Consider the following 23,391-nt stretch of genomic DNA (forward strand, 5'->3'; position numbering starts at 1 on the left):
TGGTGCGATGACGAACGAGACCTCCGCGCCGCCCGCGGCAACGCAGCCGGGCCTGAAGCGCGCGATCGGCACCCCTCTGCTCTTCGCATTCATCGTCGGCGACACGCTGGGCGCCGGCATCTACACCCTCGTCGGCACCATGGCGAACGACGTGGGCGGTGTCATCTGGCTGCCTCTCCTCATCGCCCTGGTCGTCGCCCTGCTGACGGCCGGCACCTACGCCGAGCTGATCACCAAGTACCCGCACGCCGGCGGCGCCGCCCGGTATGTCGATCGCGCCTTCGGTGTGCCCTTCCTCTCGTTCCTGGTCGGGTTCCTCATGATGGCGTCGGGCATCACGACCGCGGCAGCGCTCGCCAACGCCTTCGCCGGTGACTACTTCGGTGCGCTCTTCGATGTGCCGCCGATCCCCGTCGCCATCGTCTTCATCGCGGCACTGACACTCATCAACCTCCGCGGCGTGCGCGAGTCGCTCGGCGCGAACCTCGTCGCCTCGATGATCGAAGTGACGGGTCTGATCATCGTCATCGTCGTCGCCGCCATGGTCTTCGCGAGCGGCGCCGGTGAGCCCTCGCGCATCTTCGAGTTCGCCCCCGATGTGCCCCCGCTGCAGGGCGCGTTCGCGGCATCCATCGTCGCCTTCTTCTCGTTCCTCGGCTTCGAAGCCGCCGCCAACATGGCCGAAGAGGTAAAGAACCCCTCGAAGGCGTACCCGCGGGCGCTGTTCGGGGCGATCGGCACCGCCGCCGTCATCTACCTGATGATCGCCATCGGCGCCGTCATCGTCGTGCCGCCGACCGAGCTCGCCGAATCGACCGGCCCGCTGCTCGAGGTCATCACCGCCAGCGGCTTCGCCGTTCCCGGCTGGCTCTTCAGTATCATCGCCCTCGTCGCCATCGCCAACGGCGCGCTGCTGTTCATGGTGATGGCCAGCCGCGTCGGCTACGGCCTGGCCGAGTCGGGCCTGCTGCCCCACGCGTTCGGCCGGGTGCTGCCGAAGCGCCGCACGCCCTGGGTGTCGATCGTCGTCGTGGCTCTCGCGACCATGGCCCTCACCGTCGTCGGCGACATCGGCACGCTCGCCAACACGACCGTCCTTCTTCTCCTCCTCGTGTTCCTCTCGGCCAACGTGAGCGTGCTGGTGCTCAAGAAGGACAAGGTCGAGCACAAGCACTTCTCGGTGCCCCGCATCGTGCCCGTGCTGGCGATCATCGCCAGCATCGTGCTGCTCACGCAGCAGACCGGAATCGTCTGGCTCGCGACGGCCGGATACGTCGTCGTCGGCACGATCCTCTTCTTCGTGGCCCGCTACGGCCGCCAGCGCGGCGACCAGAAGATCGCCGACGAGAAGGCCCGCACCGGGTCGATCGACACCGTCTGAGCCCGCCGGCCACCGCCGCGCCTAGGCTGGGCGGTGGCCGACGATCCGGCCGGAAGTGGACACCCATGAGCGACGCCGCCGGGACGAACTGGTCCCGCAACATCCGATACTCCGCCGAGCGCCTGGTCGTTCCCCGGACGGTCGACGAGGTGCAGACGATCGTCGCGGATGCCGCCGCGGTCAAGACGCTGGGGTCACGCCACTCGTTCAACCGGATCGCCGACACCGACGGCATCCTGCTCTCCCTCGGTGACCTCGACGTGCCGATCGAGATCGACGAGTCCCGGCGCCGGGTGCGCGTGGGGGGCGGTGTGCGTTACGGCGTGCTCGCCCGCCACCTCGAAGATGCCGGCTGGGCGCTCGCCAATCTCGCGTCGCTGCCGCACATCTCGATCGCCGGGGCCGTGAGCACCGGCACGCACGGCTCGGGTGTCGCGAACCGGTCGCTTGCCGCGGCTGTGACGGGTGTCGACCTCGTGACCTCCTCGGGAGAGCTGATCTCGGTCTCCGAGACGGATGCCGATCTCGCGGGCGTCGTCGTCGGGCTCGGCGCCCTCGGTGTCGTGACGACCGTGGAGCTGGCGATCGAGCCGAGCTTCGAGGTGGCGCAGACCGTCTACGAGCGCATCCCCTTCGACGAGGCCATCCGGGCCTTCGACGAGATCGCCTCGTCGGCGTACAGCGTGTCGCTGTTCACGACCTTCCGCGACCACGACGTGATCGACCAGGTCTGGCGCAAGGCCCGCACCGACGCGGCTTCGGAGGCGCTGCCCGAGCTGCTCGTGGGCCTGGAGGCACGCGGGCCGCGGCATCCCCTTCCCGGGGTGTCGGCGCAGTCCTGCACGATCCAGGGAGGTGAGGCCGGGCGCTGGCTCGACCGTCTGCCGCATTTCCGGCTGGAGTTCACCCCCTCGAACGGCGACGAGTTGCAGTCGGAGTTCCTGCTGCCTCGGGCCCACGCGGGTGAGGCGCTCGCCGCGGTGCGCGCGCTGGCTCCGGTGATCGCTCCGATGCTGCAGGTGTGCGAGGTCCGGACCATCGCCGCAGACGACCTGTGGCTGTCGCCCGCGTTCGGTCGGGACAGCGTCGGACTGCACTTCACCTGGATCGCCGACGGCGCCGGCGTCGCCGGCGTCCTGCCCACGCTCGAGGCTGCGCTCGCGCCCTTCGGCGCACGGCCGCACTGGGGCAAGGTGTTCACGGAGCGCACCCCGCAGGAATGGCCCGAGCTGTACCCGCACTGGAGCGACTTCGCCGCGCTCCGGGAACGGCTCGACCCCCGGGGTGCCTTCGCGAGCGACTACCTGCGCGCGCTGGGCCTCTCGCGCTGACGCCGCTCGCGCGGACGCTGCTCGCGCGGAGGTGTCAGCTCTCGGCGCCGTCGGTCTCGATCTCGCCGTTCGCGATCGCGTCGGCGTACTTGCGTAGATCGGGGCCCGGCTCCCAGTCGATGAACTTGTCCTTCAGCCGGCTGGTCAGCTCGGCGAAGGCCTCATCGGACGTCATCTCCTCGCCCGAACCGGCCAGCTCGACGACGGCGGTGCGCAGGACGCGGTCGGCGTCGTCGAGGATCTTGCCACGGGCTTCGTCGTTCCATCGAATCTCTGAACTCTTCATGCTCGAACGCTAACCGCGGGTGGATGCCGCCGGCACGGGGTTGCGCTTTGCCGGTGGATGCTAAATGCGGCGCCCCGGGAGTCTGACGGCGCGGTTCAGGCGACGGCGGGCGCCGGGGGATCGGCCTGGATCGGCCGCACGAGCGGGCGGGCGGCGGCCTCTGCAGCGGTGGACGCCGCGCGGAGACGGTCGAGCGCCTCGCGCATGTGGGATTTGACGGTTCCGACCGGATGCCCGCTGAGTCGAGCGATCTCGCTCTGGCTGTGCCCGCCGAAGTAGGCGAGCGCGAGCACGCGCTGCTGGGGAACGCTCAGGTCGGCGATGTGCGCCTGGATCTCGTCGCCGTCGACGCGGAGTGGGAGCGCGGCCTCGTCGGCGTTGGCGGCCCGGAGCGCGCGCACGGCATCGATCGCCCGCCGGCGGGTGAGGGAGACGATCCACGACACGGCGCGGTCGCGGCCCGGGTCGAACGACGTGGCGTCGCGCCAGATCTCGACGAAGACCTCCCGCACCACCTCTTCGGCGAGCCCTCGGTCGCCGGTGACCCGCACGGCGAGGGAGAACGACAGCCCGCCGGTCGCGTCGTAGAGCGCCGCGAAGGCGGCCGCATCGGCCCCGGCGATCTTCACGAGGAGCGCCGCGAGAGCGGCATCCGACGAGGCATCGCGCGTGGGGGACATGACTGAATCCTGCGCCGATAATCCCCTGGTGGCGAACGCTTGCCCCGCGACCCGGATGCTGGTAGGAACTCCAGTCACGTGAATGGATTCAGGCCGGCATTGCCGCATCTGACGCTCGCCGTCAAGCCGTATGCGCGCCGCACCATTCCTGGAAAGGTGAGCGCATGACTGTTCCCACCATCACGCTCAACGACGGAAACACCATCCCCCAGCTCGGCCTCGGCGTCTTCCAGGTCGACCCCGACGAAGCGGAGCGCATCGTCAGCGTCGCCCTCGAAGCCGGCTACCGCCACATCGACACGGCGGCGGCCTACCGCAACGAGGCCGGCGTGGGCCGCGCCATCGCGGCATCCGGCATCCCCCGCGACGAGATCTTCGTCACGACCAAGCTCTGGAACTCCGAGCAGGGCCGTGACACCGCGCGTCCGGCGATCGAGGCGAGCCTGGAGAAGCTCGGGCTCGACCGGGTCGACCTCTACCTGATCCACTGGCCGCGCCCCGACAAGGACCTGTACGTCGAGACCTGGCAGCAGCTCGAGACCTTCAAGGCCGAGGGCCTCACCCGGTCGATCGGCGTCTCGAACTTCCAGCAGGCTCACCTGCAGCGGGTGCTCGACGAGACCGGCACCGTGCCGGCGATCAACCAGATCGAGCTGCACCCGGCGTTCGCCCAGCGCGCGCTCCGCGGGTTCCAGGAGCCGCTCGGCATCCGCACCGAGTCGTGGGGGCCCCTGGGCCAGGGCAAGTACGACCTCTTCGGCGAGAAGGCCGTCGCCGATGCCGCGGCCGCACACGGCGTCTCGCCCGCGCAGGTCGTCATCCGCTGGCACCTGCAGCAGGGCATCATCGTCTTCCCGAAGTCGTCGACTCCCGAGCGCATCGCCCAGAACGTCGACGTGTTCGGCTTCGAGCTGAGCGCCGATGAGATCGCGGCGATCGACGGCCTCGACCGCAACCTCCGCGTCGGGTCGGATCCCGACACCGCGACCTTCTGATCCGAGCGGCACACAGAGAGGGGGCATCGCTTCGGCGGTGCCCCCTCGTCGTCGATCTCCCCCTCACCATTGGCCTCTCGGGCGCCGGGCGATACACTGTCTTCTCGAATCGATTCGAAATCTTCTGGAAAGTTCGCATGGCCACCTCCCTGACGACGGGCCGCCCTTGGCGCGTCATCCTCCTGTTCACGCTGCCCCTCATGATCGGCAACGTGGTGCAGCAGCTGTACCACTTCGCCGATACGGTCGTCGTGGGGCGGCTGCTCGGCGTCGACGCGCTCGCCGCCGTCGGCGCGACGGGGAGCCTGCTCTTCCTTCTGCTCGGTTTCGCGTGGGGTCTCACCTCCGGCTTCGCCATCCCCACGGCGCAGGCCTATGGTGCGCGGGATGCCGCTGCCGTCAGGCGCTCGGTCGCGACCGGCGCCGTGCTCTCGGGCATCACGACGGTGCTCCTGACGGTCGCCGCCCCCCTCCTCGCCGAGCCGGCGCTCGTCGCCCTCCGGACGCCCCCGGAGCTGCTCGCCGACGCCACCGTGTTCACGCAGATCAGCTTCCTCGGCGCGGGGGCGCTGATGTTCTTCAACTTCCTGTCCGCGGTCATCCGCGCCATCGGCGACTCGCGGACGCCGCTGATCTTCCTCGTGATCTCCTGCGCGCTCAACGTCGTCCTCGTCGTCGCCGCGATCGCCTGGCTCGGATTCGGAGTCGCGGGTGCGGCCCTCGCGACCGTCATCGCCCAGGCGGTCTCGGTGCTCCTGTGCCTCGAGTTCGTCCGGCGCCGGATCCCCGAGCTGCACCTCCACCGCGACGACTGGCGCATCACGCGCGCCGACCTCGCCCTGCACCTCCGCCTCGGTCTGCCCATGGGCTTCCAGGCGTCGATCATCGCGATCGGCGCCCTCATCGTGCAGGTGGCGCTCAACTCGCTCGGCTCCGACGCCGTGGCGGCCTACACCGCGGCATCGCGCGTCGACGGCCTGGCCGTCGCCCTGCTGCAGTCGATGTCGCTTGCGGTGTCGATGTACGTCGCCCAGAACTACGGCGCCGGCCGGCCCGATCGCATCCGCAGCGGCGTCGTCCAGGCAGCCTGGATCGCGGTCATCGCGGCAGTCGCGCTCGGCGTGCTCCTCATCTCGCTCGGCGGACCCATCGTGCGGATCTTCCTCGGCGACGGCGCCGACGAGGTGGTCGACCTCGCGGTCTCCATGCTCGTCATCAACGGCGTCAGCTACACCGCGCTCGGCGTGCTGTTCGTCACGCGCGGCGCGCTGCAGGGTCTCGGGAGCACCGTCATCCCGACGGTCACCGGCGTGGTCGAACTCGTCGCGCGCGGTGCGGCCGCCGTCGGACTCGGCGCGGCCATGGGCTTCGTCGGTGTCGCCTGGTCGAACCCGCTGGCGTGGTTCGGCGCCGCCGTCATCCTGATCCCGGCGTACCTCGTCGCGCATCGCCGCCTCGCCACCATGCCGAGCGCGCCGATGACGGTCACCCCGACGACGCCCATCGCCGTGATCGGCCCCATCGACGGGTCGATGTCGGTCGAGACGGTGGTCACGCAACCCGTCCGGCTGCCCGCGCGCCCGTCGCGCGTGCGCCGCGCTCTCCGCGGACGGCGCACCGACCGCCGGCGTCTGGCACGCAAGGGCTGAGACCGGATGCCGCGGACCGCGGCCGTTCGGTGCACAATCGGGGGATGGCCACTGCCTTCCCCGCTCTCACCGAGGTTCCCGATCCGCGCTTCGTGATGGTCGGCGACGGCTACCGCGTCGCGACGTACGAGTGGGGCCCGGCCGATGCGCACACGGTCCTGCTGGTCCATGGCTTCGCCTCGAACGCCCGCGACAACTGGGTCAACACCGGCTGGGTCCGCGACCTCCTGCGCGCCGGTTACCGGGTGCTCGCGGTCGACCAGCGCGGTCACGGCCTGAGCGACAAGCCGCACGAGGCCCGCGCCTATGCGCTGCGCACGATGGTGACCGACGTCGAGGCGGTGCTCGACACCTATCTCGTCGATCAGGCGTTCTACGCCGGATACTCGCTCGGCGCGCGCGTCGGGTGGGAGGTCGCCCGTGACCTCGCGCCGCGCATCGAACGGGTCGTGCTCGGCGGGGTGCCCGACGGCATCCCGCTCGGGCGCCTCGACCTCGACCAGGTGCGCGCGTACGTCGACGAGGGCATGCCGGTGACGGATGCCGTGACGCAGAACTACATCGCCCTGACCGAGCGGGTGCCGGGCAATGACCTCCGTGCCCTGCTCGCGATCGCGGGCGGCATGCGCGCCACCGGGACCGTCGATCCCGACCCGGAGAACGCGCCGCCGCAGCCGGTGTTGTTCGCGACCGGCTCGAAGGACGGCATCATCGAGGGGTCCAAAGCGCTCGCCGCAGCGGCGCCCCACGGACGGTTCCTCGAGATCCCCGACCGTCACCACTTCAACGCGCCGGGCGCGCGCGTGTTCCGCGACGCGGCGCTGGAGTTCTTCGGGCAGTGACCGCCTCGGCGTCGCCGGACCGGTCTGTCGCGGCGCGCGCGATCGTGGGAGCATCGGCGTGACCCGAGCGAGAGGACGCGACATGGCACAGGCGACGGGCGTCGGCTTCACCGACGAAGAGAAGGCGGCGATGAAGCAGCGCGCCGAGGAGCTCAAGGCGATGAAGGGCCTGAAGGGCCTCGCCAAGATCGAGAAGGAGAACGAGGCCTGCCTCGCCGCGATCGAGGCGCTCGAGGGCGTCGACCGGATCATCGGAGAGCGGGTGCACGTCATCGTGCTCGAGGAGGCGCCGCACCTGCGGCCCAAGACCTTCTACGGCTTTCCCGCCTACGCCAAAGACGGCAAGGTCGTCGTGTTCTATCAGCCGGCGTCGAAGTTCAAGACCCGTTACGGCACCGTCAGCTTCGACGAGACCGCGGCGCTCGACGACGGCCAGATGTGGCCGGTCTCGTTCGCGGTGATCGAGATGACGGATGCCGTCGAGGCCCGCATTCGCGAACTGGTCAGGGCCGCGGCACCGGCAGACTGACGATCCGGTCGTCGTCCTCGCCGGGGTCGCCCCGCCCGTCGGTGTTGTTCGTCAGCACCCACAGCGTGCCGTCGGGCCCGATCGTCACATCCCGGAGGCGGCCGTACTCGCCCGCGTACAGCTCCGTCGACGACGCCGGATCGGCCACCGGAACGACGCGCAGCACCTCGCCGCGCAGGTTCGCGATGACGATCTGGTCGCCCGCGATGGCGATGCCGCTGGGGCTCGCGGCATCCGTCGTCCAGGTCTGCAGCGGGTCGATGAAGCCGTCGGCCTCGCCGCCTGTGCCCTCGACGTAGGGCCAGCCGTAGTTGCCGCCGGGCTCGATGCGGTTGAGCTCATCGCGGTAGTTGCGGCCGAACTCGCTCGCGAACATCGTGCCGTCGGCGGCCCACGCGAACCCCTGCACGTTGCGGTGTCCGAGGCTGTAGACCGGCGACGCGGGATCGGGGTTGTCGGCGGGCACCGACCCGTCGGGCGCGAGGCGGAGGATCTTTCCCGCGAGCGACTCCGGGTCCTGCGAGGCCGGCTCGTCGCTCGTGTCGCCGTTCGCGACGTAGAGCATCCCGTCGGGACCGAATGCGATCCGGCCGCCGTTGTGGTGGGTGCCCGACGGCATCCCGTCGATCACGACGACCGGTTCGCCGAGCCCGAACGACCCCGGCGCCCCGGTGAGGTCGTACCGTTCGATGCGGTTGCCGTTCGGGCCGGTCGAGTAGACGAAGAGCGAGCGGTCGCCGTCGCTGGCGAGGCCGAGCAGGCCGCCCTCGTCGCTGTGCACGACCCCGGCCACCGTGCCGACGTCGCGGCGCTCGCCATCGCCGACGACCTCGACGATGCGCGCCGTGTCGCGCTCGCTGACCAGGACCGAACCGCCCATGACCGCCATCGACCACGGCGCCTCGAGCCCGCCGACGACGGTGCGCGGTGTGACGGGTGCGGCCGTCGGCGTGGGTGCCGGGGTGGGCGTCGGGGTCGGCGTGGGCGTCGGCGTCGGCGCGCTGGCAGAGGGTGACGGCGCGGATGCCGTGGGGGCGCCGGGCGCGCAGGCCGCGAGCAGCAGCACGGCGCCGACGGCAGCGCCGCTGCGAAGGATCCGTCGCGGCGGACGGGAGGCGGAGGGGCGCGCGATGCGGTGCATCGTCCCAGTCAACCCGGGTTCGCGGCCACCGGGAACCCTCGGAGGGGAGTCGCCCTGATGGGACGACCTAAACTGGAGGAGACCTTTCCCCTCGTGTGAGAAGCCCTACCGTGTCAGACGTCGCACCCCGTGCCTTCGAGGCGCGTCACCTGCAGATGGCGCGCGCGTTCTTCGCGGCCGTCGCCGCGGTGATGATCACCTTCTCGATCGACCATTCGGCGGCCGTGGGCGTGGCGGTCTTCAGCGGCTTCGCCGTCGCGACCGCGCTCGTGCTGCTGCTCTCGGTCTGGCTCGTCTTCCCCGCGGGACAGCGCTGGTCGTCGGTCCTCCTCGGGCTCCTCACCCTCGTCGCGGGCATCGCCGGAAGTCTCCCGACCATGCGGACGACAGAGATGTTCTTCGTCCTCGTCGTCACCTGGGCGTTCGTCACCGGCATCGCCGAGCTCGTCGTCGGCCTGGTCGGTCGCCGCCGCGCGACGCCGGGAGCGCGCGAGGCGGTGTTCGTCGGCATCCTCACCCTGATCCTCGGCGTGGGCCTGATCGTCACCGATCCCGGCTACCTGCTCGAGTACTACATCGCCGACGCGCAGCGCTCGTTCGAACTGACCGGCATCACCATCGGTGTCGGCGTGTTCGGCGGATACGCCGCGGTCGTCGCGGTCTACCTCGGGATCGCGGCGTTCTCGCCGCGTCCCGCCCCCGCGGTCACTGCAGACCCGGCCGACGCCTCCGGAGGCCACGCATGACCGAGAAGAACCCCACCCGCCGCGATCTCATGCGCCCCGCGCAGCTGCTGACCCTCGCGCTCATCGCCGCCGTCTTCGCCGGAGTCGTGACCCTGATGTCGATGGGGATCCTGCAGACCCCGAGGCCGGTTCCCGAAGGAGCGATGCACCCGCATCTTCGCGCCTGGATGGTCGCCGGCATCGTCGCCGGCGTCACCTTCATCGTGACGCTCGTGATCATCGCCCTGTCGCTGCTCGCGATCGACCCGGCGCAGATGTCGTCGCCGGTGCAGCGGGGCCTCCTGCTCGACCCCGAGGCAGACCCCGAGTCGGACGACGAGCCGTCGACCGGCGGCGACCGCCGCTCCGGTGACGGCCGAGACCCGGGCGCTCCCCGCGGTCACTGACCGAGGGAGCCGCCCGGTCGCGCGTCAGCCCAGCTCGTCGACCAGGTCGGCGGCGAGACCGGCGTAGCCTGCGGGCGTCAGAGCGAGCAGCCGCTCCTTGGCGGCATCGCCGATGTCGAGGCCCGAGACGAACTCGGCGAGTTCGGGAGCGCCGACGCGCCGGCCGCGCGTGAGGTCTTTCAGCAGCGCGTAGGGGTCGGTGATGCTCGAGCGTCCCGCCACGATCTCTGCGCGGACGACGGTCTGGATCGCCTCGGCGAGGACCTCCCAGTTCGCGTCGAGGTCGGCGAGCAGCACGTGGCGCGACAGCGAGATCTCCGTCAGGCCGCGCTGGAGGTTGTCGAGGGCGAGCAGCGAGTGGCCGAACGCGACGCCGATGTTGCGCTGCGTCGTCGAATCGGTCAGGTCGCGCTGCATGCGCGAGGTCACGAGGGTCTGCCCGAGCGTCGAGAAGAGACCGCTCGAGATCTCGAGGTTCGCCTCGGCGTTCTCGAACCGGATCGGGTTGATCTTGTGCGGCATCGTCGACGAGCCGGTCGCGCCCGCCACGGGGATCTGGGCGAAGAAGCCCATCGAGATGTACGTCCAGACGTCGGTGGCCAGATTGTGGAGGATGCCGCCGGCGTGACGCACGCGGTCGTACAGCTCGACCTGCCAGTCGTGCGACTCGATCTGCGTCGTCAGCACGTTGAAATCGATCCCGAGACCCTCGATGAACGAGCGCGACAGCGCCGGCCAGTCGACGTCGGGCTCGGCCGCGAGATGGGCAGACCAGGTACCCGTCGCGCCCGAGAACTTCGCGAGGTACTCGCCGCCCGCGATCTGAGCGGACACGCGCTGCAGCCGCCAGGCGAAGACCGCGAGCTCCTTGCCCATGGTCGACGGCGTGGCCGGCTGCCCGTGGGTGCGCGAGAGCATCACGGCATCCCGGTGCTCGTCGGCCAGGGCGGCCAGGGCGGCGGTCACCGACTGGAGCTTCGGCAGCCAGACGCCCTCGACGGCGCGCTTGACGGTGAGGGCGTACGAGGCGGAGTTGATGTCTTCGCTCGTGCATGCGAAGTGGGTGAGCTCGGCGATGTCGTCGAGTCCGAGCGACGACAGCCGGTCGCGCACGAGGTACTCGACGGCCTTCACATCGTGCCGGGTGACGGCCTCCTTCTCGGCGAGCCACGCGATGTCGTCGGGGCCGAAATCGCGGTAGAGCGCACGCAGCGACTCCTTCGCGGCATCCGTCAGCGCCGACGACCCGAACAGTCCCCTGTCGGTGAGCGTGATGATCCACTCGACCTCGACCTCGACCCGTGCGCGGTTGAGGCCCGCTTCGGAGAGGTACTCGGCGAGCGGCGCGACGGCGGCGGCATACCGACCGTCGAGCGGGCTCAGAGACAGGGAGGGAGAGGTCACGCGGCTCCGATCGGGGTGTGCGGGCTCCGCACGATCGCGCGGAGGATCAGCGGCGGATCGCGGGTTCGAGCTGCCGGAAGAGCGCCCGGCACGCGCTCTCGATCATAGCGAGCACCTCATCGAACATCTCGGGGCCGCCGTAGTAGGGGTCGGGCACGTCGAGCGCCGCGTCGCCGCGCGCATCGAACGACAGCAGCAGGGCGAGCTTGTCGGCATCCCCCGGGTGACGCGACCATTCCGACAGGGCGCGCTCGTGCGAGCGGTCGAGGGCGATCACGAGGTCGTTGCGGTCGAAGTCGTCGAGCGAGAACTGGCGGGCACGATGGCGGGACCCGTCGTAGCCGTGCCGGTCGAGCGCGGCGAGGGTGCGCGAGTCGGCGCGCTCGCCGACGTGCCAGTCGCCGGTTCCGGCGCTCGCCGACAGCACCCGGTCGCCGAGGCCCGCCTGCTCCGCGAACCAGCGGAAGACGACCTCCGCCATCGGCGACCGGCAGATGTTCCCGGTGCACACGAACACGACACGGAAGGCGTCATCGGGGGTGGGCACCACTCCATTGTGGTGATCGGGAGGCCTTCTGCACAGACGGTTCTGCCGTGAGGTCGTCCCCGGTCGCTCGCAGCGCCTCTTCGCGGGGGTCGTGGCGGCGCAGGATGCCGGTATGTCCGACTCTCTCGCAGCCCTCGAACGGGCGCTCGTGTCCTTGACCCGTGCCGACGGCGAAGCGGTGCGGCTCCATCATTCGGCGACCCTGCTCGTCGGCGTCACCGACTGGCAGGCCCGCGCCGCCGATGCGTTCCGCTCGTCGGTGGAGCAATGGGTGCTCGATCTGGTCGGAGTCACGGTCGACATCGATGAGGTCAAGGGCGATGTGCGCCGCGAGCGGTTCCGGCTTCTCGAGTGGGCGGCGGCCGGCTGATGGGCGACGACGGCTTCGACATCCGAAGCGGTCGCGTGATCGCGATCGACACCGCCGATCTGCGGCATGCGGCCGCGCTGTTCGACGACGCCGTGGCCGACGCCGGCCGATTGCGGAGCTCGGTCGCCGATGCCGCGTCGAACCTGTACTCGTCGCCGGCGAGTCCGATGGCGCAGCGGCTGATCGGCCGCGTCGACGGGATCATCGCGCGCGGCGGCGAGCTTGCAACCGGGCTTCGGCAGGCGGCGTCGATGTACGAGCTCGTCGAGCTCGACGCCCGGCGTGCGGCCGCCGCGGCGGCAGGCGACGCCCGCGGCGCCGAGCGTCTGGGCCGAGAGGCCGAGCGCCTGGCCGAGAGCGACCCGCACGCGGCCGTGCTGGCCGACGCCGCGCGGATGTCGGCACCCGACCCGCACGCCGATGTCCTCCGGCAGCTCGCGCTCGGAGGCCTGCCGTTCGGCGCGCTCGGACTGCTGGCCTTCAGCCTGGGCGCGACGGCTCTCGGTGGCGTGAAGGTCGCCGGGCTCGGCGCCGTTCCCCACTCGAGCCGGCTGCGCCCCGGGGCGCCCCGACCCCGGGTCACCCTGGTCGAGGCCGCGCCGGGCAGCGCTCCCCGAGCTCTGCGCGATGTCGCTCGGCGCATCCCGACGGGGGGACCGGGCGGCATCCGGGTCGAGAAGTACACCCTGCCGGGCGGCGGGCACCGGTTCGCGCTGTACCTCTCGGGCACCCGCACCCTCGGCGGTCCCGGCGTGTTCGATGTCGAGGCGAATCTGCGGGTGTACCTCGGCCAGGAGTCGCAATCGTACGAGGCGGCGCGCATGGCGCTCGAGCGCGCGGGCGCGCGGCCGGGGGACAGCGTCATGGTGAGCGGTCACTCGCAGGGGGCGATGACCGGCAGCCGGCTGGCGCTGGAGGGCGAGTACGACGTGCCGGCGTTCGTCGGCTTCGGCAATCCGATTCAGGCCGACCTCGGCGAGAAGACCCTGCAGGTCGATGTCCGGCACACCGACGATCCGGTGTCGGCGCTCGCCGCCGGCGGCCACGACGCCGGTATCGGGGCGCCGGGGAGCTTCGTCGCCGAGCGCTCCGCCGACCCGCTGCCCTCCTTCGACGATCTGAAGGTCGCCGTCCATCAGATGGATGTCTATGCCGCGTCGGCGGGGATGCTCGACGCGTCGACGGACCCACGCATGGAGGTCGTGCGCGAGCGGCTGCGGGAGTTCGGCGCCGCCGAGTCGGTCGAGGTGTTCGTCTTCGACGCCGAATCGGCGGTCAGCGCCGCTTCGTCTGCGGGCGAAGGATGATGCCGAAGATGAAGTTGATGACCGAGATGATGAGCGCGGCGACCACCCCGAGCCAGAACGACTCGACCGTGAGGCCCCAGCCCCACCACTCGGTGAACCATCCGGTCAGCCAGAACAGGAACCCGTTGATGACGAGGGAGATGAGGCCCAGAGTCAGGATGTAGAGCGGGAAGGCGACGATCTTCAGGATCGTCCCGATCACCGTGTTCACGATCGCGAAGACGGCCGCGACGGCCAGCAGACTGAGAACGAGCTGGAGCGTCTCGCCCGGCGCGAACGGGGTGACGTCGACCCGGAGCGGATCGATGAGGGTCACGACCCAGATGGCGAACGCGTTGATCACGACGCGGATGAAGAAGCGCATGCCCGCAGTCTCCCACGGTGCTCCCTCGTCGGTCGAGGAACGAGCCGGAGCGCGGGCTCGTAGACTCATCGCGTGACCGACATCCCCGTGCGCGTTCGTCCCGAGATCGCCGCCCTCCCCTCGTACACGCAGGGCAAGCAGGCCGGCGCCACGGCGTACAAGCTCTCCAGCAACGAGAACCCGTTCGACCCGCTCCCGGGCGTCATCACGGCGGTGCAGGCGGCGACGGCGTTCAACCGCTACCCCGATGCGCTCGCCGGCCGGTTGCGCGCGCGGCTCGCCGACCGGTTCGGCGTGAGCACCGATCACGTCCACATCGCCGCCGGTTCGGTGTCGATCCTCTATCAGCTCGCCCAGGCGACCGCGAGCGTCGGCGATGAGATCGTGCTGCCCTGGCGCTCGTTCGAGGCGTACCCGGGCATCGTCACGGTGACCGGTGCGACCGCCGTGATGGTGCCGCTGACGGATGCCGCTGAGAACGACCTGCCGGCGATGGCGGCCGCGGTGACGGCGCGCACGCGCGCCGTGTTCGTCTGCACGCCCAACAACCCCACCGGCACCGTCGTGACGCAGGCCGCATTCGACGCGTTCCTCGCCGCCGTGCCGAGCGACGTGCTGATCGTCCTCGACGAGGCCTACGCCGAGTTCGTCACCGCGTCCGACGCGGCCTCGGGGGCGAAGGTCATCGCCGCCGGTCACGACAACGTCGTCGTCCTCCGCACGTTCTCGAAGGCCTACGGGCTCGCCGGGCTCCGCATCGGGTACGCCATCGGGCACCCGCGGATCCTCGACGTGGCACGGAGCGCCGGCATCCCGCTCTCTGTCACCGCTCAGGCGGAAGCCGCCGCACTCGCCAGCCTCGACGCCGAGGAGGAGCTGCACGAACGTGTCGCCGCGGTCGCGGCGCGCCGCGACCAGCTCGTGTCGCGCCTGCGCGAGGTGGGCTGGGACGTTCCCGAGGCACAGGGCAACTTCGTCTGGCTGCCGGCGGGCGAGCGCTCGCTCGAGGTGGCCGGCGCGTTCGAGGCGGCCGACCTCGTTGTGCGCCCGTTCGCCGGTGACGGCGTGCGGGTGTCGGTGGGCGAAGAGGAGTCGGTCGAGCTGGTCGTCGCCGTCGCGGCATCCGTCGTCAGCTGACTCACCGCACGACGTTCGCTCTCCAGGCCGGCGATCGCGCCGGCCTGGAGAGCGGGGTCAGCGGCGCTTCGGCGTCTTCGGGGCCCGGACGAACAGCGTCTCGGTCTGTTCGAGCGCCATGCCCTTGGTCTCGGGAATGCGCCATGCCACGTACGCGAACGAGAGCGCCGCGAACAGCGCGTACATCGCGTAGGTGAGCGGCAGCGACCAGGTCGACATCGCGGGGAACGAGACGGTGATGAGGAAGTTCGCGACCCACTGCGCCGCGGCGGCCACACCGAGGGCCTTTCCGCGGATGCGGCTCGGGAAGATCTCTCCGAGAAGCACCCACACGAGCGGGCCCCACGAGGCTCCGAAGCCGACGACGAAGAGGTTCGCCGCGACGAGGGCGACCGGCCCCCACGCGCCGGGGAGCGAGGGTTCGCCGTCGACCTCGACGGCGAACGCGAACGCCAGCGCCATCGTCGCCAGCGACAGGGTCATCAGCACCGACCCGGTGAGCAGGATGGGCTTCCGGCCGATGCGGTCGACCAGCCAGATCGCGACCAGGGTGACGACGACGTTCGTGACCGAGGTGATGACGCTGATGAGGAGCGAGTTGCTCTCGTCGAAGCCGACCGCCTTCCACAGGGTCGTCGAGTAGTAGAAGATCACGTTGATGCCGACGAACTGCTGGAACGTCGACAGGATGATGCCGACCCAGACGATGCCCTGCAGGCCGAGCACCGGCCCGCGCAGCGACGCGCTCTTGCCCTTGCGGTCTTCGTCGATCGCCGCGCGGATCTCGTTGACGGACTTGTCGAGATCGGCCGGGGGGACGAGCCGCGAGAAGATCTCGCGCGCCTCATCGGTGCGCCCCTTGGCGAGCAGGAAGCGGGGCGATTCGGGCATCGTGAAGGCGAGGATGCCGTAGACCGCCGCCGGCAGGATGCCGACCAGGAACATCCACCGCCAGGCCTCGAGCCCGAGCCACAGCTGCTCCGATGCGCCGCCTGCGGCGCCCGCGAGCACCGCGTCGGAGAGCAGGGCGGCGAAGATGCCGAGCGTGATCGCGAGCTGCTGGAGGGAGGCCAGGCTGCCGCGGATCTGCCGGGGTGCGATCTCGGCGATGTAGGCGGGAGCCACCACCGAGGCGATGCCGATGCCGATGCCGCCGATCACGCGCCACACGATGAGGTCGGGGACGCTGAAGGTGAGGCCCGAGCCGATCGACGACACGAGGAACATGACGGCGCCGAGCATCATCGTCTTGAGGCGCCCCCAGCGGTCCGACAGCGCTCCGGCGATGATCGCGCCGACCGCGCAGCCGAGGAGCGCCACGGCGACGACGAACCCGGTGAGCACGTCGTTGAGCTCGAAGTTGCCCTCGATCGCATCGACGGCGCCGTTGATGACGGAGGAGTCGAATCCGAAGAGGAAACCGCCCACCGCCGCGGCGATGGACAGGGCGATGGCGCGACGCCCGTACGGGCTCTTGAGCGAGAAGGCGTCGTGTGGAATGGTCCCGGTTGTGCTCACGAGCGTCGAGGTTACCCCTGCCCGGGCATGACGCGGGCGGTCTTGCATCCGCGGAGAAATCCGATACAGGCGCCGCGCGGGTGGTCGAGGAGCCCGAGCGTCAGACGTCGGTGAAGCCCAGCTTCGCGGCGCCCCGGGCGATCCACGGATGCCGCGAGAAGGCATCCCACACGAGGGTGGAGCCGAGCGCGGCAGCGCCCAGCAGGGCGGTGGCCCCCTTGTTGAGCCCGTAGCGCGGCTCGGCGTACCAGGGCTCGCTCCCCTCGAGGTTGACGCCGTCGGTCGCGCCCCACTCGTTCCACGCGCCGGGGTGCTCGTCGCGCAGCCGGCGGAGGGCGGGCGCGACCTCCGCCGGAGCCAGCGGCAGCGCGCCGAACAGCGACACCGGCGGGATCGTGCCGTCGCCCCGCGGTTCGTGCGACGACGGCCGGGCGCCGTTCACGACGTACCCGCCCGGGCCGAGACCAGCCGCGGGACCCCAGAGGCCCGCGGCGAACGTGCGCCACGTGCCCGCCTGGTCGGCGCACCACGCCTTCGAGGCGAGAGAGGCTTCGCGGGAGTTCGCCCACCAGTCGCGTCCGTCCTTGTCGCGCACGCGCTGGAACGGGAAGAACGCGAGGGGGAAGTGGTAGACGAAGAGCGTTCCGGCTGGTTCGTGGACGCACTCGTGGCCGCCGTACTCGCCGACCGGTTTGTCGAACCCGTCCCACAGCGCGTGCGCACGCTGCTCGGACACGTCGGGGTGGCCTGCCGCCAGCAGGTACATCGTCAACTGCTCGGCGGTCATGTCCCACGCGCTCACGAACCCGTCGTCGTCGGCGCCGTCGGCGTAGTCGTCGCCCTTCGCCGCGACCCACGCCATCCGCAGCACCGTCCGTCCGTCCGCGCGCTCCTGGGCGAGCCAGTTCCAGTCGATGCGGGTCAGCATCCGATCGACGGCATCGCCGATCTCGGCGTCGTCGGAGAAGAAGGATGCCGCCACGACGGCGCCGCAGAGCGCCAACGCCGTGTCGATCGTCGAATACTCCGACTGTCCCCGCCGCTCGCCGGTGCCGGCATCCACGAAGTGCGCGAGGAACCCGTTCTTCTGCGGGACGACGTGCTCGAGGGTCTCCATCGCGCCGCGCACGCGGGCGTGCACGTCGGAGCGGTCGAGCAGGCCGCGTTCGACGCCGACGCACCAGGCCGCCAGGGCGAACCCGGTCGCGGCGACGGTCGCGACGTCCGGGAGGTCGTCGCGATCGAGCACCAGGCCGCAGCCGCGCCCCGAGGGCGTGCCGTGCGCCCACAGCCAGCGGATCGAGGCGTCCACCTCCCGCTCGGTCAACTCGCGGATGTCGGCGGGGAGAGTGATCGTCATGCGGCGGACCTCTTCTCGAAGGGGTTCGGAATGGCGTCGAGAAGCTGACGGGTGTACTCGGCCTGCGGGTTGTCGATGACCTGGTCGGCCGGACCCGACTCGATGAGGGCGCCGTCTTTGAGGACGAGCGCGTGGTTGGCGAGGCTCTTCGCCGAGAGCAGGTCGTGGGTGATGTAGAGCATGCCCACGCCGTGGTCGGCGACGAGCGATTGCAGCACTTCGAGGATCTCGGCGCGGATCGACACGTCGAGGCTCGCGATCGGCTCGTCGGCGATGATCAGCCGCGGCTCGGCGGCGAGGGCCCGGGCGATCACCACGCGCTGCCGCTGGCCGCCCGAGAGCTCGTGCGGCAGCCGCCCGATGAACCGGCCCGCAGGCGTGAGCCCGACCGTCTCGAGCAGGCTCGCCGACCGTTCGATCGCTTCGCGCCGCCCGACGTGGAGGAAGTTCACGAGCGGCCGCGACAGCGAGTACCCGACGGTGAGGGTCGGATTGAGCGCCGCGTACGGATCCTGGAACACGTACTGCACGTTCCGGCGGTACTCGCGGGCGACCTTGCCGTGCAGCTTCGCGATGTCGTGCATCTCGCCGTCGGTCTTCGCGGCGTAGCGGACGCTGCCCGACGAGGGCACGTCGATGCGCGTGAGGATGCGCGCGATCGTGGACTTGCCCGACCCCGACTGTCCGACGAGCGCGGTGACCTCGCCTTCGCGAAGCGTGAACGAGACGTCGGCGACCGCGTCGACGTACTCCGTCTTCATGCCCTGTCGTTTGGCGAAGCGCCGCCCGAGGCCGGTGACCTCGAGCACGGTGCCGTGTTCGACGGGTGCCTCCTCGGCGACCGCGTCGGGTTCGACCAGCTCGGCGCCCTGGTATCCGGCGACGTCCTCGCCCAGCAGCTCGGCGTACGACCCGACGAGGTGGATGGAGTACGGATGCTTCGGCCCCGAGGTGACGGCATCCGTCGCCGTGATGTCCTCGACGATCTCCCCCTCGTACATGACCGCGACCCGGTCGGAGAAGTCGAGCAACGTGCCCATGTCGTGCGTGATGAGCACGGCGCCGAAGCGCTCCCGCTCCTGCAGCTCGCGGATCTTGTCGAGGATCGACTTCTGCACGACGACGTCGAGGCCCGTGGTCGGCTCGTCGAAGAGCACGAGCTGCGGCTGCAGCGCGAGGGCGAGGGCGAGGTTCACGCGCTGACGCATGCCCCCCGAGAGCTCGTGCGGATACATGCTGAGGAACCGGGTGTCGACGCTCACCAGGTCGAAGAGCTCTTCGCTCCGGCTCCGGATCTGCTCCGTGGTGAGGTCGGTGTGCTCGTGCATCACGTCCTCGAACATGCGCCGCACCCTCACCACCGGGTTCAGGGAGTTCATGCTCGACTGGAACACGGTCGACACGTACGACCAGCGCAGCGGGCGGAGGTCTTCGCCGCTGAGATCGGTGACGTCGCGGTCGCCCCAGTGGATCGTGCCCCCGGTGATGCGCCCAGGGCTCCGGAGCAGCTTCAGCACCGCCTGGGCGAACGTGGTCTTGCCCGATCCCGATTCGCCGGCCAGCCCGACGAACTCACCGGGGCCGACGTCGAGCGACGCCTTCTTCACGGCGTCGACGGCGGGGCCGACCTTCGGCCGGTACTGCACCGACAGGTCGCGGACGGACAGGACGGATGTCGCGGTGGTCATGACTTCTCCTCCTCGCGCAGGTGGGGGTTGCTGAGCATGTCGACGCCGAAGTTCACGAACGTCAGCGACGTCATGAGGAGGGCGAGCATGACGCCGGGCGCGACGAGCCAGACCCACAGGCCCTGCACGAGGGCGCCGTTGGCGTTGGCCTGAGCAAGCATCTGACCCCAGCTCACGGTGTTCGGATCTCCGAAGCCCATGAACGACAGGCCGGCCTCGGCGGCGATCGCCGCCGTCGCCGCACCGATGAAGCCCGAGACGATCAGGGACGACATGTTCGGCATGATCTCGCGGAAGACGATCCGCAGCATCCCGTCGCCGCCGAAGCGGGCGGCCGTGACGTAGTCGCGGTTGCGCATCGAGATGATGAGCGATCGCATCTCGCGCGACGCTCCGGCCCAGCTGGTGATCGCGATCACGAAGACGAGCAGGCCGAGGCCGCGCGTCTCGCTGTAGGCGACGATGACCATCATCAGCGGCAGCACCGGGATCACGAGCGCCAGGTTGGTGAGGAACGACAGCACGTCGTCGAGCACGCCGCCCTCGCGGTAGCCGGCGAGCAGGCCGACGACGATCGCGATGACGATGGTCGCAAGCCCTCCGAGGACGCCGATCGCGAACGAGAGGCGCGTGCCGTGGACGAGCTGGGTGCCGATGTCGTACCCGAGGGTGTTCGTGCCCATCCAGTGCGCCCAGCTGGGGTCCTGGGACGGGGCGAAGCTCGCATCGGTCGGGCTGTACGGCGTCAGCAGGTCGGCGAAGATCGCCGCGAGCATGAACACGAGCAGCATGACGATGCCGACGCGGGCCTTCCGGCTCGACCAGATGACCTGGTACCAGCGGGGCGGGCGGACGACGGCGACGACCTCCTTCGTCGAGGCGTCCTCATCGGTGATACGACGCCGGAAGGTGCGCACGGGCTCCGTGCGAGCGGGCATCGTCGTCGACGCCGGTTGGGGCATCGACGCGGGCTGGGGGATCGGGGTCTCTTCACTCATGACGGTTCACCTGCCTTTCACGCCGTGGCCCGGCGGGCACGGGGGTCGATCAGCGGATACAGCAGGTCGACGATGAAGTTCGCCGTGAGGACGATGACGATCGTCGCGAGAAGGATCGCTTGCATCAGCGGGAAGTCGCGGTTGCTGGTGGCCTCGCCCATGAGGCGGCCCATACCCGGGTAGTCGAAGACGGTCTCGATGAGGATCGAGCCGCCCATCAGCACGCCGAGCGACAGGGCGAACCCGGTGACGACGGGCAGGAGCGCGTTGCGTGCGGCGTAGCCGAGGGCGAGCGTGCGCTCCCGGAGGCCGGCGGCCGCGCCGAGGCGGATGTAATCCTCGCCGAGCACCTGCACCATCGTGTTGCGCATCGACAGGATGAACCCGATCGGCGCCGTGACCATGAGAGTCAGCGCCGGGAGGAAGCCGTGCGAGATCACGTCGGCGATGTGCTCTGGCGTACCCGGATCGGTGTAGCCGTAGCCGCCCGCCGCCGGGAACCATCCGAGGGTGTAGGCGAACAGGAACAGGATGATGAGCCCGATCCACACCGACTGCAGATTGCCGACGAAGGTCGACCCCACCGAGATCGTCGCGTCGAAGCGGCTGTTGCGCCGCCACGCGGCGATCGCGCCGAGGAGCGTGCCGATCACGAACGACAGGATCTGCGTCAGCCCGACGAGCACGAGCGTCCAGGGCAGCGCTTTGCCGAGCACCTCGATGACGGGCGCCGGGAAGTACGTGAAGCTGATGCCCAGGTCTCCCGCGAACAGCTGCTGCAGGTACTGCCAGTAGGCGATGAAGACGTTGTCGTCGCCGTAGCCGAGCATCGCCTTGATCGCGGCGACCTGCGCCGGGTCGACCTCGCCGCGACCGGTGAGCTGGGTCACCATGATCTCGGCCGGATCGCCGGGCTGGAGCCTCGGGATGATGAAGTTCAGCGTGACGGCGGCCCACAGCGTCAGCAGGAAGTAGCCGGTCTTGCGGAGGTAGTACGTCACGACTCAGCCCTCCTCGTCGGATGCCGACGCGTCGCCCGGCGGGCGCAGCTCGGGCGCCAGGCGCAGCAGCTGGTCGACGGGGTACGGGTTCTCGTCGCTCGGCCAGCCGACCGCGTTGTTGGTGCGGTAGATGAGCCGCGTGGGGGCGTACTGGAGCGCGATGTAGGGGAACTCCGTCATGAAGACGTCGATGATCTCCTCTTCGATCTCCTGAGCCCGGCCTTCGTCGGTGACGTTGGCCCACTCGTCGATCAGCGCGTCGACCTCGGGGTTCGAGTAGCGCGCACGGTTGAGGAGGAGCTCCTTGTCGTGCGAGATCTGCGAGGTCTGCAGGCGTCCGCCGAGGTCGCGGGAGCGCTGGCATCCGCCGCCGACGAAGTCGACGACCATGTCGAAGTCGCCGGATCGCTGCATGCCGTCGACGGCGTTCGGGTCGGTGGTGACCATCTTCACCTGCACGCCGACGTCCTTGGCGTTGCGGACGACCACGTCGGCCATCGCGATGATGTCCATCCAGCCGGCCTGCACGCTGAAGACGAACGAGAGGGGCTTGCCCTCGTCGTCGACGCGCCAGCCGTCGGCGTTCTTCTCGTAGCCGGCGGCATCGAGGAGCTCATTCGCGGTGTCGGGGTCGTAGGGGATGGTCTCCTTGCCTCGCCACTTCTCGGGGATGTCCTGCTCCTGGTAAGGCAGCAGCAGCATCGTCTGGCTGGCCGGCTTCATGATCCCGAAGCTCGCGCGGTCGGTGATCGCCTCCCGGTCGATGGCGTACGCGAACGCCTCGCGGAACTTCGGATCGTTCAGCACCGGTCGCTCGTTGTTGAGCGCGAGCACCGTCGTGGCGTCGGGCGGGTAGAAGAAGTGCGCGTTCTCGGGATCGGGCGCGACCACCGAGCGGTTCGGGTTCGGGATGTCGCCGCGGTAGAGGTCGAGCGCGCCGCCGCGGAGCTTCAGGGCACCCGAGTTGGCGTCGTACTGGCCTTCCATCGAGATGCGCTGGATCTTGACCTCGTCGGCGTTCCAGTAGTTCTCGTTGCGGTCGAGGACCAGCCGTCGGCCGTTGTAGTCCGACGGCGTGAAGGGGCCGGTCGCGACGCCCTTCGTGTCGACGAAGAGCGTCGGATCGCCCTCCGGTGCGTAGATGTGCTCGGGCAGGATCTTCATCGTCGTGAGGATCGCGTCGGTCTTCGGAACAGCCGCGCCGGCGAACTCCATCTCGACGGTGTGGTCGTCGGTCGCGGTCACCCGCTCGGCGGCGCCGCCGAAGAACTCGCCCCAGACGCCGGCGCGGTCGGCGGCGGGGAACTCCTTGCCGACGTTGAACGAGTAGGCGACGTCGTCGGCCGTGAACGGTTCGCCGTCGCTCCACTCGACGCCGGTGCGGAGGTCGATCACGAGCTTTTCGGGCGTGACCCACTCGTATCCGGTCGCGAGCCACGGAATCGCCTCACACGTGAACCGGTCACGGATCATCAGGGGTTCGAACAGCCACGTCTGCACGGTGGCGTTGGGCGAGAGCCAGTTGTAGTTCAAGATGCCCTGCACCGAGCCGTTCGCCTCGGACGGCATCCGGATCTCGGCGATCATGCCCTCTTCGGCCGCGGGCGGTGCTTCCAGGCCGACGTTCGCGCAGGCGGTCGTCGTCAGCAGTGCGGCTATCGTGGCGGCGCTCGCCGCCACTCTCATGCGCTTTCTCATCGGAACCTCCTTGTTCCTCGAAGACCGGACGAG

Annotated in this window: 23 protein-coding genes; 11 read left to right on the top strand and 12 right to left on the bottom strand. The window is 70.1% G+C overall.

Annotated elements, in window-relative coordinates:
* Window positions 1-7: 7 nt before the first annotated feature.
* Together ACJJV7_RS11875 and ACJJV7_RS11880 are read left to right on the top strand one after the other, a co-directional pair.
* The gene (locus ACJJV7_RS11875) at window positions 8-1,381 is read left to right on the top strand and encodes an APC family permease (protein ID WP_405374474.1); all 1,374 of its coding nucleotides are present in this window, start codon (window positions 8-10) and stop codon (window positions 1,379-1,381) included.
* Window positions 1,382-1,446: 65 nt separating this feature from the next.
* Complete coding sequence (locus tag ACJJV7_RS11880) at window positions 1,447-2,712, top strand: FAD-binding protein (RefSeq protein ID WP_405374472.1); 1,266 nt, start codon at window positions 1,447-1,449, stop codon at window positions 2,710-2,712.
* A gap of 34 nt (window positions 2,713-2,746) precedes the next feature.
* Here ACJJV7_RS11880 and ACJJV7_RS11885 read toward each other — a convergent pair whose 3' ends face one another.
* Complete coding sequence (locus tag ACJJV7_RS11885; protein ID WP_405374470.1) at window positions 2,747-2,998, bottom strand: hypothetical protein; 252 nt, start codon at window positions 2,996-2,998, stop codon at window positions 2,747-2,749.
* A 95-nt stretch (window positions 2,999-3,093) separates the two neighbouring features.
* Window positions 3,094-3,678 carry a sigma-70 family RNA polymerase sigma factor gene (locus tag ACJJV7_RS11890; RefSeq protein WP_405374468.1) on the bottom strand — a complete coding sequence of 195 codons (585 nt, stop codon included), beginning with the start codon at window positions 3,676-3,678 and terminating at the stop codon, window positions 3,094-3,096.
* A gap of 164 nt (window positions 3,679-3,842) precedes the next feature.
* On the opposite strand from ACJJV7_RS11890, the gene ACJJV7_RS11895 reads away from it, so the two are divergent.
* The 4 genes from ACJJV7_RS11895 to ACJJV7_RS11910 all read left to right on the top strand — a co-directional run bounded on the left by ACJJV7_RS11895 (window position 3,843) and on the right by ACJJV7_RS11910 (window position 7,693).
* Window positions 3,843-4,673, top strand: coding sequence for an aldo/keto reductase (locus ACJJV7_RS11895; protein WP_405374466.1), 831 nt, complete (start codon window positions 3,843-3,845; stop codon window positions 4,671-4,673).
* Window positions 4,674-4,810: 137 nt separating this feature from the next.
* Window positions 4,811-6,322: an MATE family efflux transporter gene (locus tag ACJJV7_RS11900; RefSeq protein ID WP_405374465.1), complete on the top strand. Its 1,512-nt coding sequence runs from the start codon at window positions 4,811-4,813 to the stop codon at window positions 6,320-6,322.
* Window positions 6,323-6,366: 44 nt separating this feature from the next.
* The gene (locus ACJJV7_RS11905; RefSeq protein WP_405374464.1) at window positions 6,367-7,164 is read left to right on the top strand and encodes an alpha/beta fold hydrolase; all 798 of its coding nucleotides are present in this window, start codon (window positions 6,367-6,369) and stop codon (window positions 7,162-7,164) included.
* An 82-nt stretch (window positions 7,165-7,246) separates the two neighbouring features.
* Window positions 7,247-7,693, top strand: a complete 447-nt coding sequence (locus tag ACJJV7_RS11910) for a hypothetical protein (protein ID WP_405374462.1) — start codon at window positions 7,247-7,249, stop codon at window positions 7,691-7,693.
* On the opposite strand, the gene ACJJV7_RS11915 is transcribed toward ACJJV7_RS11910, so the two are convergent.
* Window positions 7,668-8,834, bottom strand: a complete 1,167-nt coding sequence (locus tag ACJJV7_RS11915; protein ID WP_405374461.1) for a PQQ-dependent sugar dehydrogenase — start codon at window positions 8,832-8,834, stop codon at window positions 7,668-7,670. The two genes, ACJJV7_RS11910 and ACJJV7_RS11915, sit on opposite strands and share 26 nt — an antisense overlap.
* 110 nt (window positions 8,835-8,944) lie before the next feature.
* Here ACJJV7_RS11915 and ACJJV7_RS11920 point away from each other — a divergent pair, with 110 nt between their 5' ends.
* Together ACJJV7_RS11920 and ACJJV7_RS11925 are read left to right on the top strand one after the other, a co-directional pair.
* Window positions 8,945-9,580, top strand: a complete 636-nt coding sequence (locus ACJJV7_RS11920) for an acyl-CoA synthetase (RefSeq protein WP_405374459.1) — start codon at window positions 8,945-8,947, stop codon at window positions 9,578-9,580.
* Window positions 9,577-9,966, top strand: a complete 390-nt coding sequence (locus tag ACJJV7_RS11925; protein ID WP_405374457.1) for a hypothetical protein — start codon at window positions 9,577-9,579, stop codon at window positions 9,964-9,966. Before ACJJV7_RS11920 ends, ACJJV7_RS11925 begins: the two co-directional genes overlap by 4 nt.
* Window positions 9,967-9,990: 24 nt before the next feature.
* Here the strand turns inward: ACJJV7_RS11925 and purB are convergent, their stop codons facing one another.
* Window positions 9,991-11,370: an adenylosuccinate lyase gene (purB, locus tag ACJJV7_RS11930; RefSeq protein ID WP_405374455.1), complete on the bottom strand. Its 1,380-nt coding sequence runs from the start codon at window positions 11,368-11,370 to the stop codon at window positions 9,991-9,993.
* 46 nt (window positions 11,371-11,416) lie between these two features.
* Complete coding sequence (locus ACJJV7_RS11935; protein WP_405374945.1) at window positions 11,417-11,851, bottom strand: low molecular weight protein-tyrosine-phosphatase; 435 nt, start codon at window positions 11,849-11,851, stop codon at window positions 11,417-11,419.
* 178 nt (window positions 11,852-12,029) lie between these two features.
* Here ACJJV7_RS11935 and ACJJV7_RS11940 point away from each other — a divergent pair, with 178 nt between their 5' ends.
* Both ACJJV7_RS11940 and ACJJV7_RS11945 read left to right on the top strand, forming a co-directional pair.
* The gene (locus tag ACJJV7_RS11940; protein WP_405374453.1) at window positions 12,030-12,287 is read left to right on the top strand and encodes a hypothetical protein; all 258 of its coding nucleotides are present in this window, start codon (window positions 12,030-12,032) and stop codon (window positions 12,285-12,287) included.
* Window positions 12,287-13,594 (top strand): hypothetical protein, encoded by a 1,308-nt coding sequence (locus ACJJV7_RS11945; protein ID WP_405374451.1) that lies wholly within the window; start codon window positions 12,287-12,289, stop codon window positions 13,592-13,594. The genes ACJJV7_RS11940 and ACJJV7_RS11945 overlap by 1 nt, the downstream gene beginning before the upstream one ends.
* Here the strand turns inward: ACJJV7_RS11945 and ACJJV7_RS11950 are convergent.
* Window positions 13,563-13,958 (bottom strand): phage holin family protein, encoded by a 396-nt coding sequence (locus tag ACJJV7_RS11950; RefSeq protein WP_405374450.1) that lies wholly within the window; start codon window positions 13,956-13,958, stop codon window positions 13,563-13,565. The genes ACJJV7_RS11945 and ACJJV7_RS11950 overlap by 32 nt on opposite strands.
* A 72-nt stretch (window positions 13,959-14,030) precedes the next feature.
* Between ACJJV7_RS11950 and ACJJV7_RS11955 the strand changes: the two genes are divergently transcribed.
* Window positions 14,031-15,095, top strand: a complete 1,065-nt coding sequence (locus ACJJV7_RS11955) for a histidinol-phosphate transaminase (protein ID WP_405374448.1) — start codon at window positions 14,031-14,033, stop codon at window positions 15,093-15,095.
* A 57-nt stretch (window positions 15,096-15,152) separates the two neighbouring features.
* Here the strand turns inward: ACJJV7_RS11955 and ACJJV7_RS11960 are convergent, their stop codons facing one another.
* From ACJJV7_RS11960 to ACJJV7_RS11985, 6 genes are all read right to left on the bottom strand, one after another.
* Window positions 15,153-16,613: a sugar porter family MFS transporter gene (locus ACJJV7_RS11960; RefSeq protein WP_405374446.1), complete on the bottom strand. Its 1,461-nt coding sequence runs from the start codon at window positions 16,611-16,613 to the stop codon at window positions 15,153-15,155.
* A 100-nt stretch (window positions 16,614-16,713) separates the two neighbouring features.
* Complete coding sequence (locus ACJJV7_RS11965) at window positions 16,714-17,973, bottom strand: glucoamylase family protein (RefSeq protein WP_405374445.1); 1,260 nt, start codon at window positions 17,971-17,973, stop codon at window positions 16,714-16,716.
* Window positions 17,970-19,661: an ABC transporter ATP-binding protein gene (locus ACJJV7_RS11970; RefSeq protein WP_405374443.1), complete on the bottom strand. Its 1,692-nt coding sequence runs from the start codon at window positions 19,659-19,661 to the stop codon at window positions 17,970-17,972. The genes ACJJV7_RS11965 and ACJJV7_RS11970 overlap by 4 nt, the downstream gene beginning before the upstream one ends.
* On the bottom strand, window positions 19,658-20,659 hold the full coding sequence (locus ACJJV7_RS11975) for an ABC transporter permease (RefSeq protein WP_405374441.1): 1,002 nt from the start codon (window positions 20,657-20,659) through the stop codon (window positions 19,658-19,660). The genes ACJJV7_RS11970 and ACJJV7_RS11975 overlap by 4 nt, the downstream gene beginning before the upstream one ends.
* A 17-nt stretch (window positions 20,660-20,676) precedes the next feature.
* Entirely contained in the window at window positions 20,677-21,660 is a 984-nt protein-coding gene (locus tag ACJJV7_RS11980; RefSeq protein WP_405374439.1) for an ABC transporter permease, read from the bottom strand.
* Between the two features lie 3 nt (window positions 21,661-21,663).
* A complete protein-coding gene (locus tag ACJJV7_RS11985; protein ID WP_405374437.1) occupies window positions 21,664-23,358 on the bottom strand; it encodes an ABC transporter substrate-binding protein in 1,695 nt (564 codons plus the stop codon).
* Window positions 23,359-23,391 lie beyond the last annotated feature (33 nt).

The sequence above is a fragment of the Microbacterium sp. Ld4 genome (assembly GCF_045066555.1).
Classification (GTDB): Bacteria; Actinomycetota; Actinomycetes; order Actinomycetales; family Microbacteriaceae; genus Microbacterium.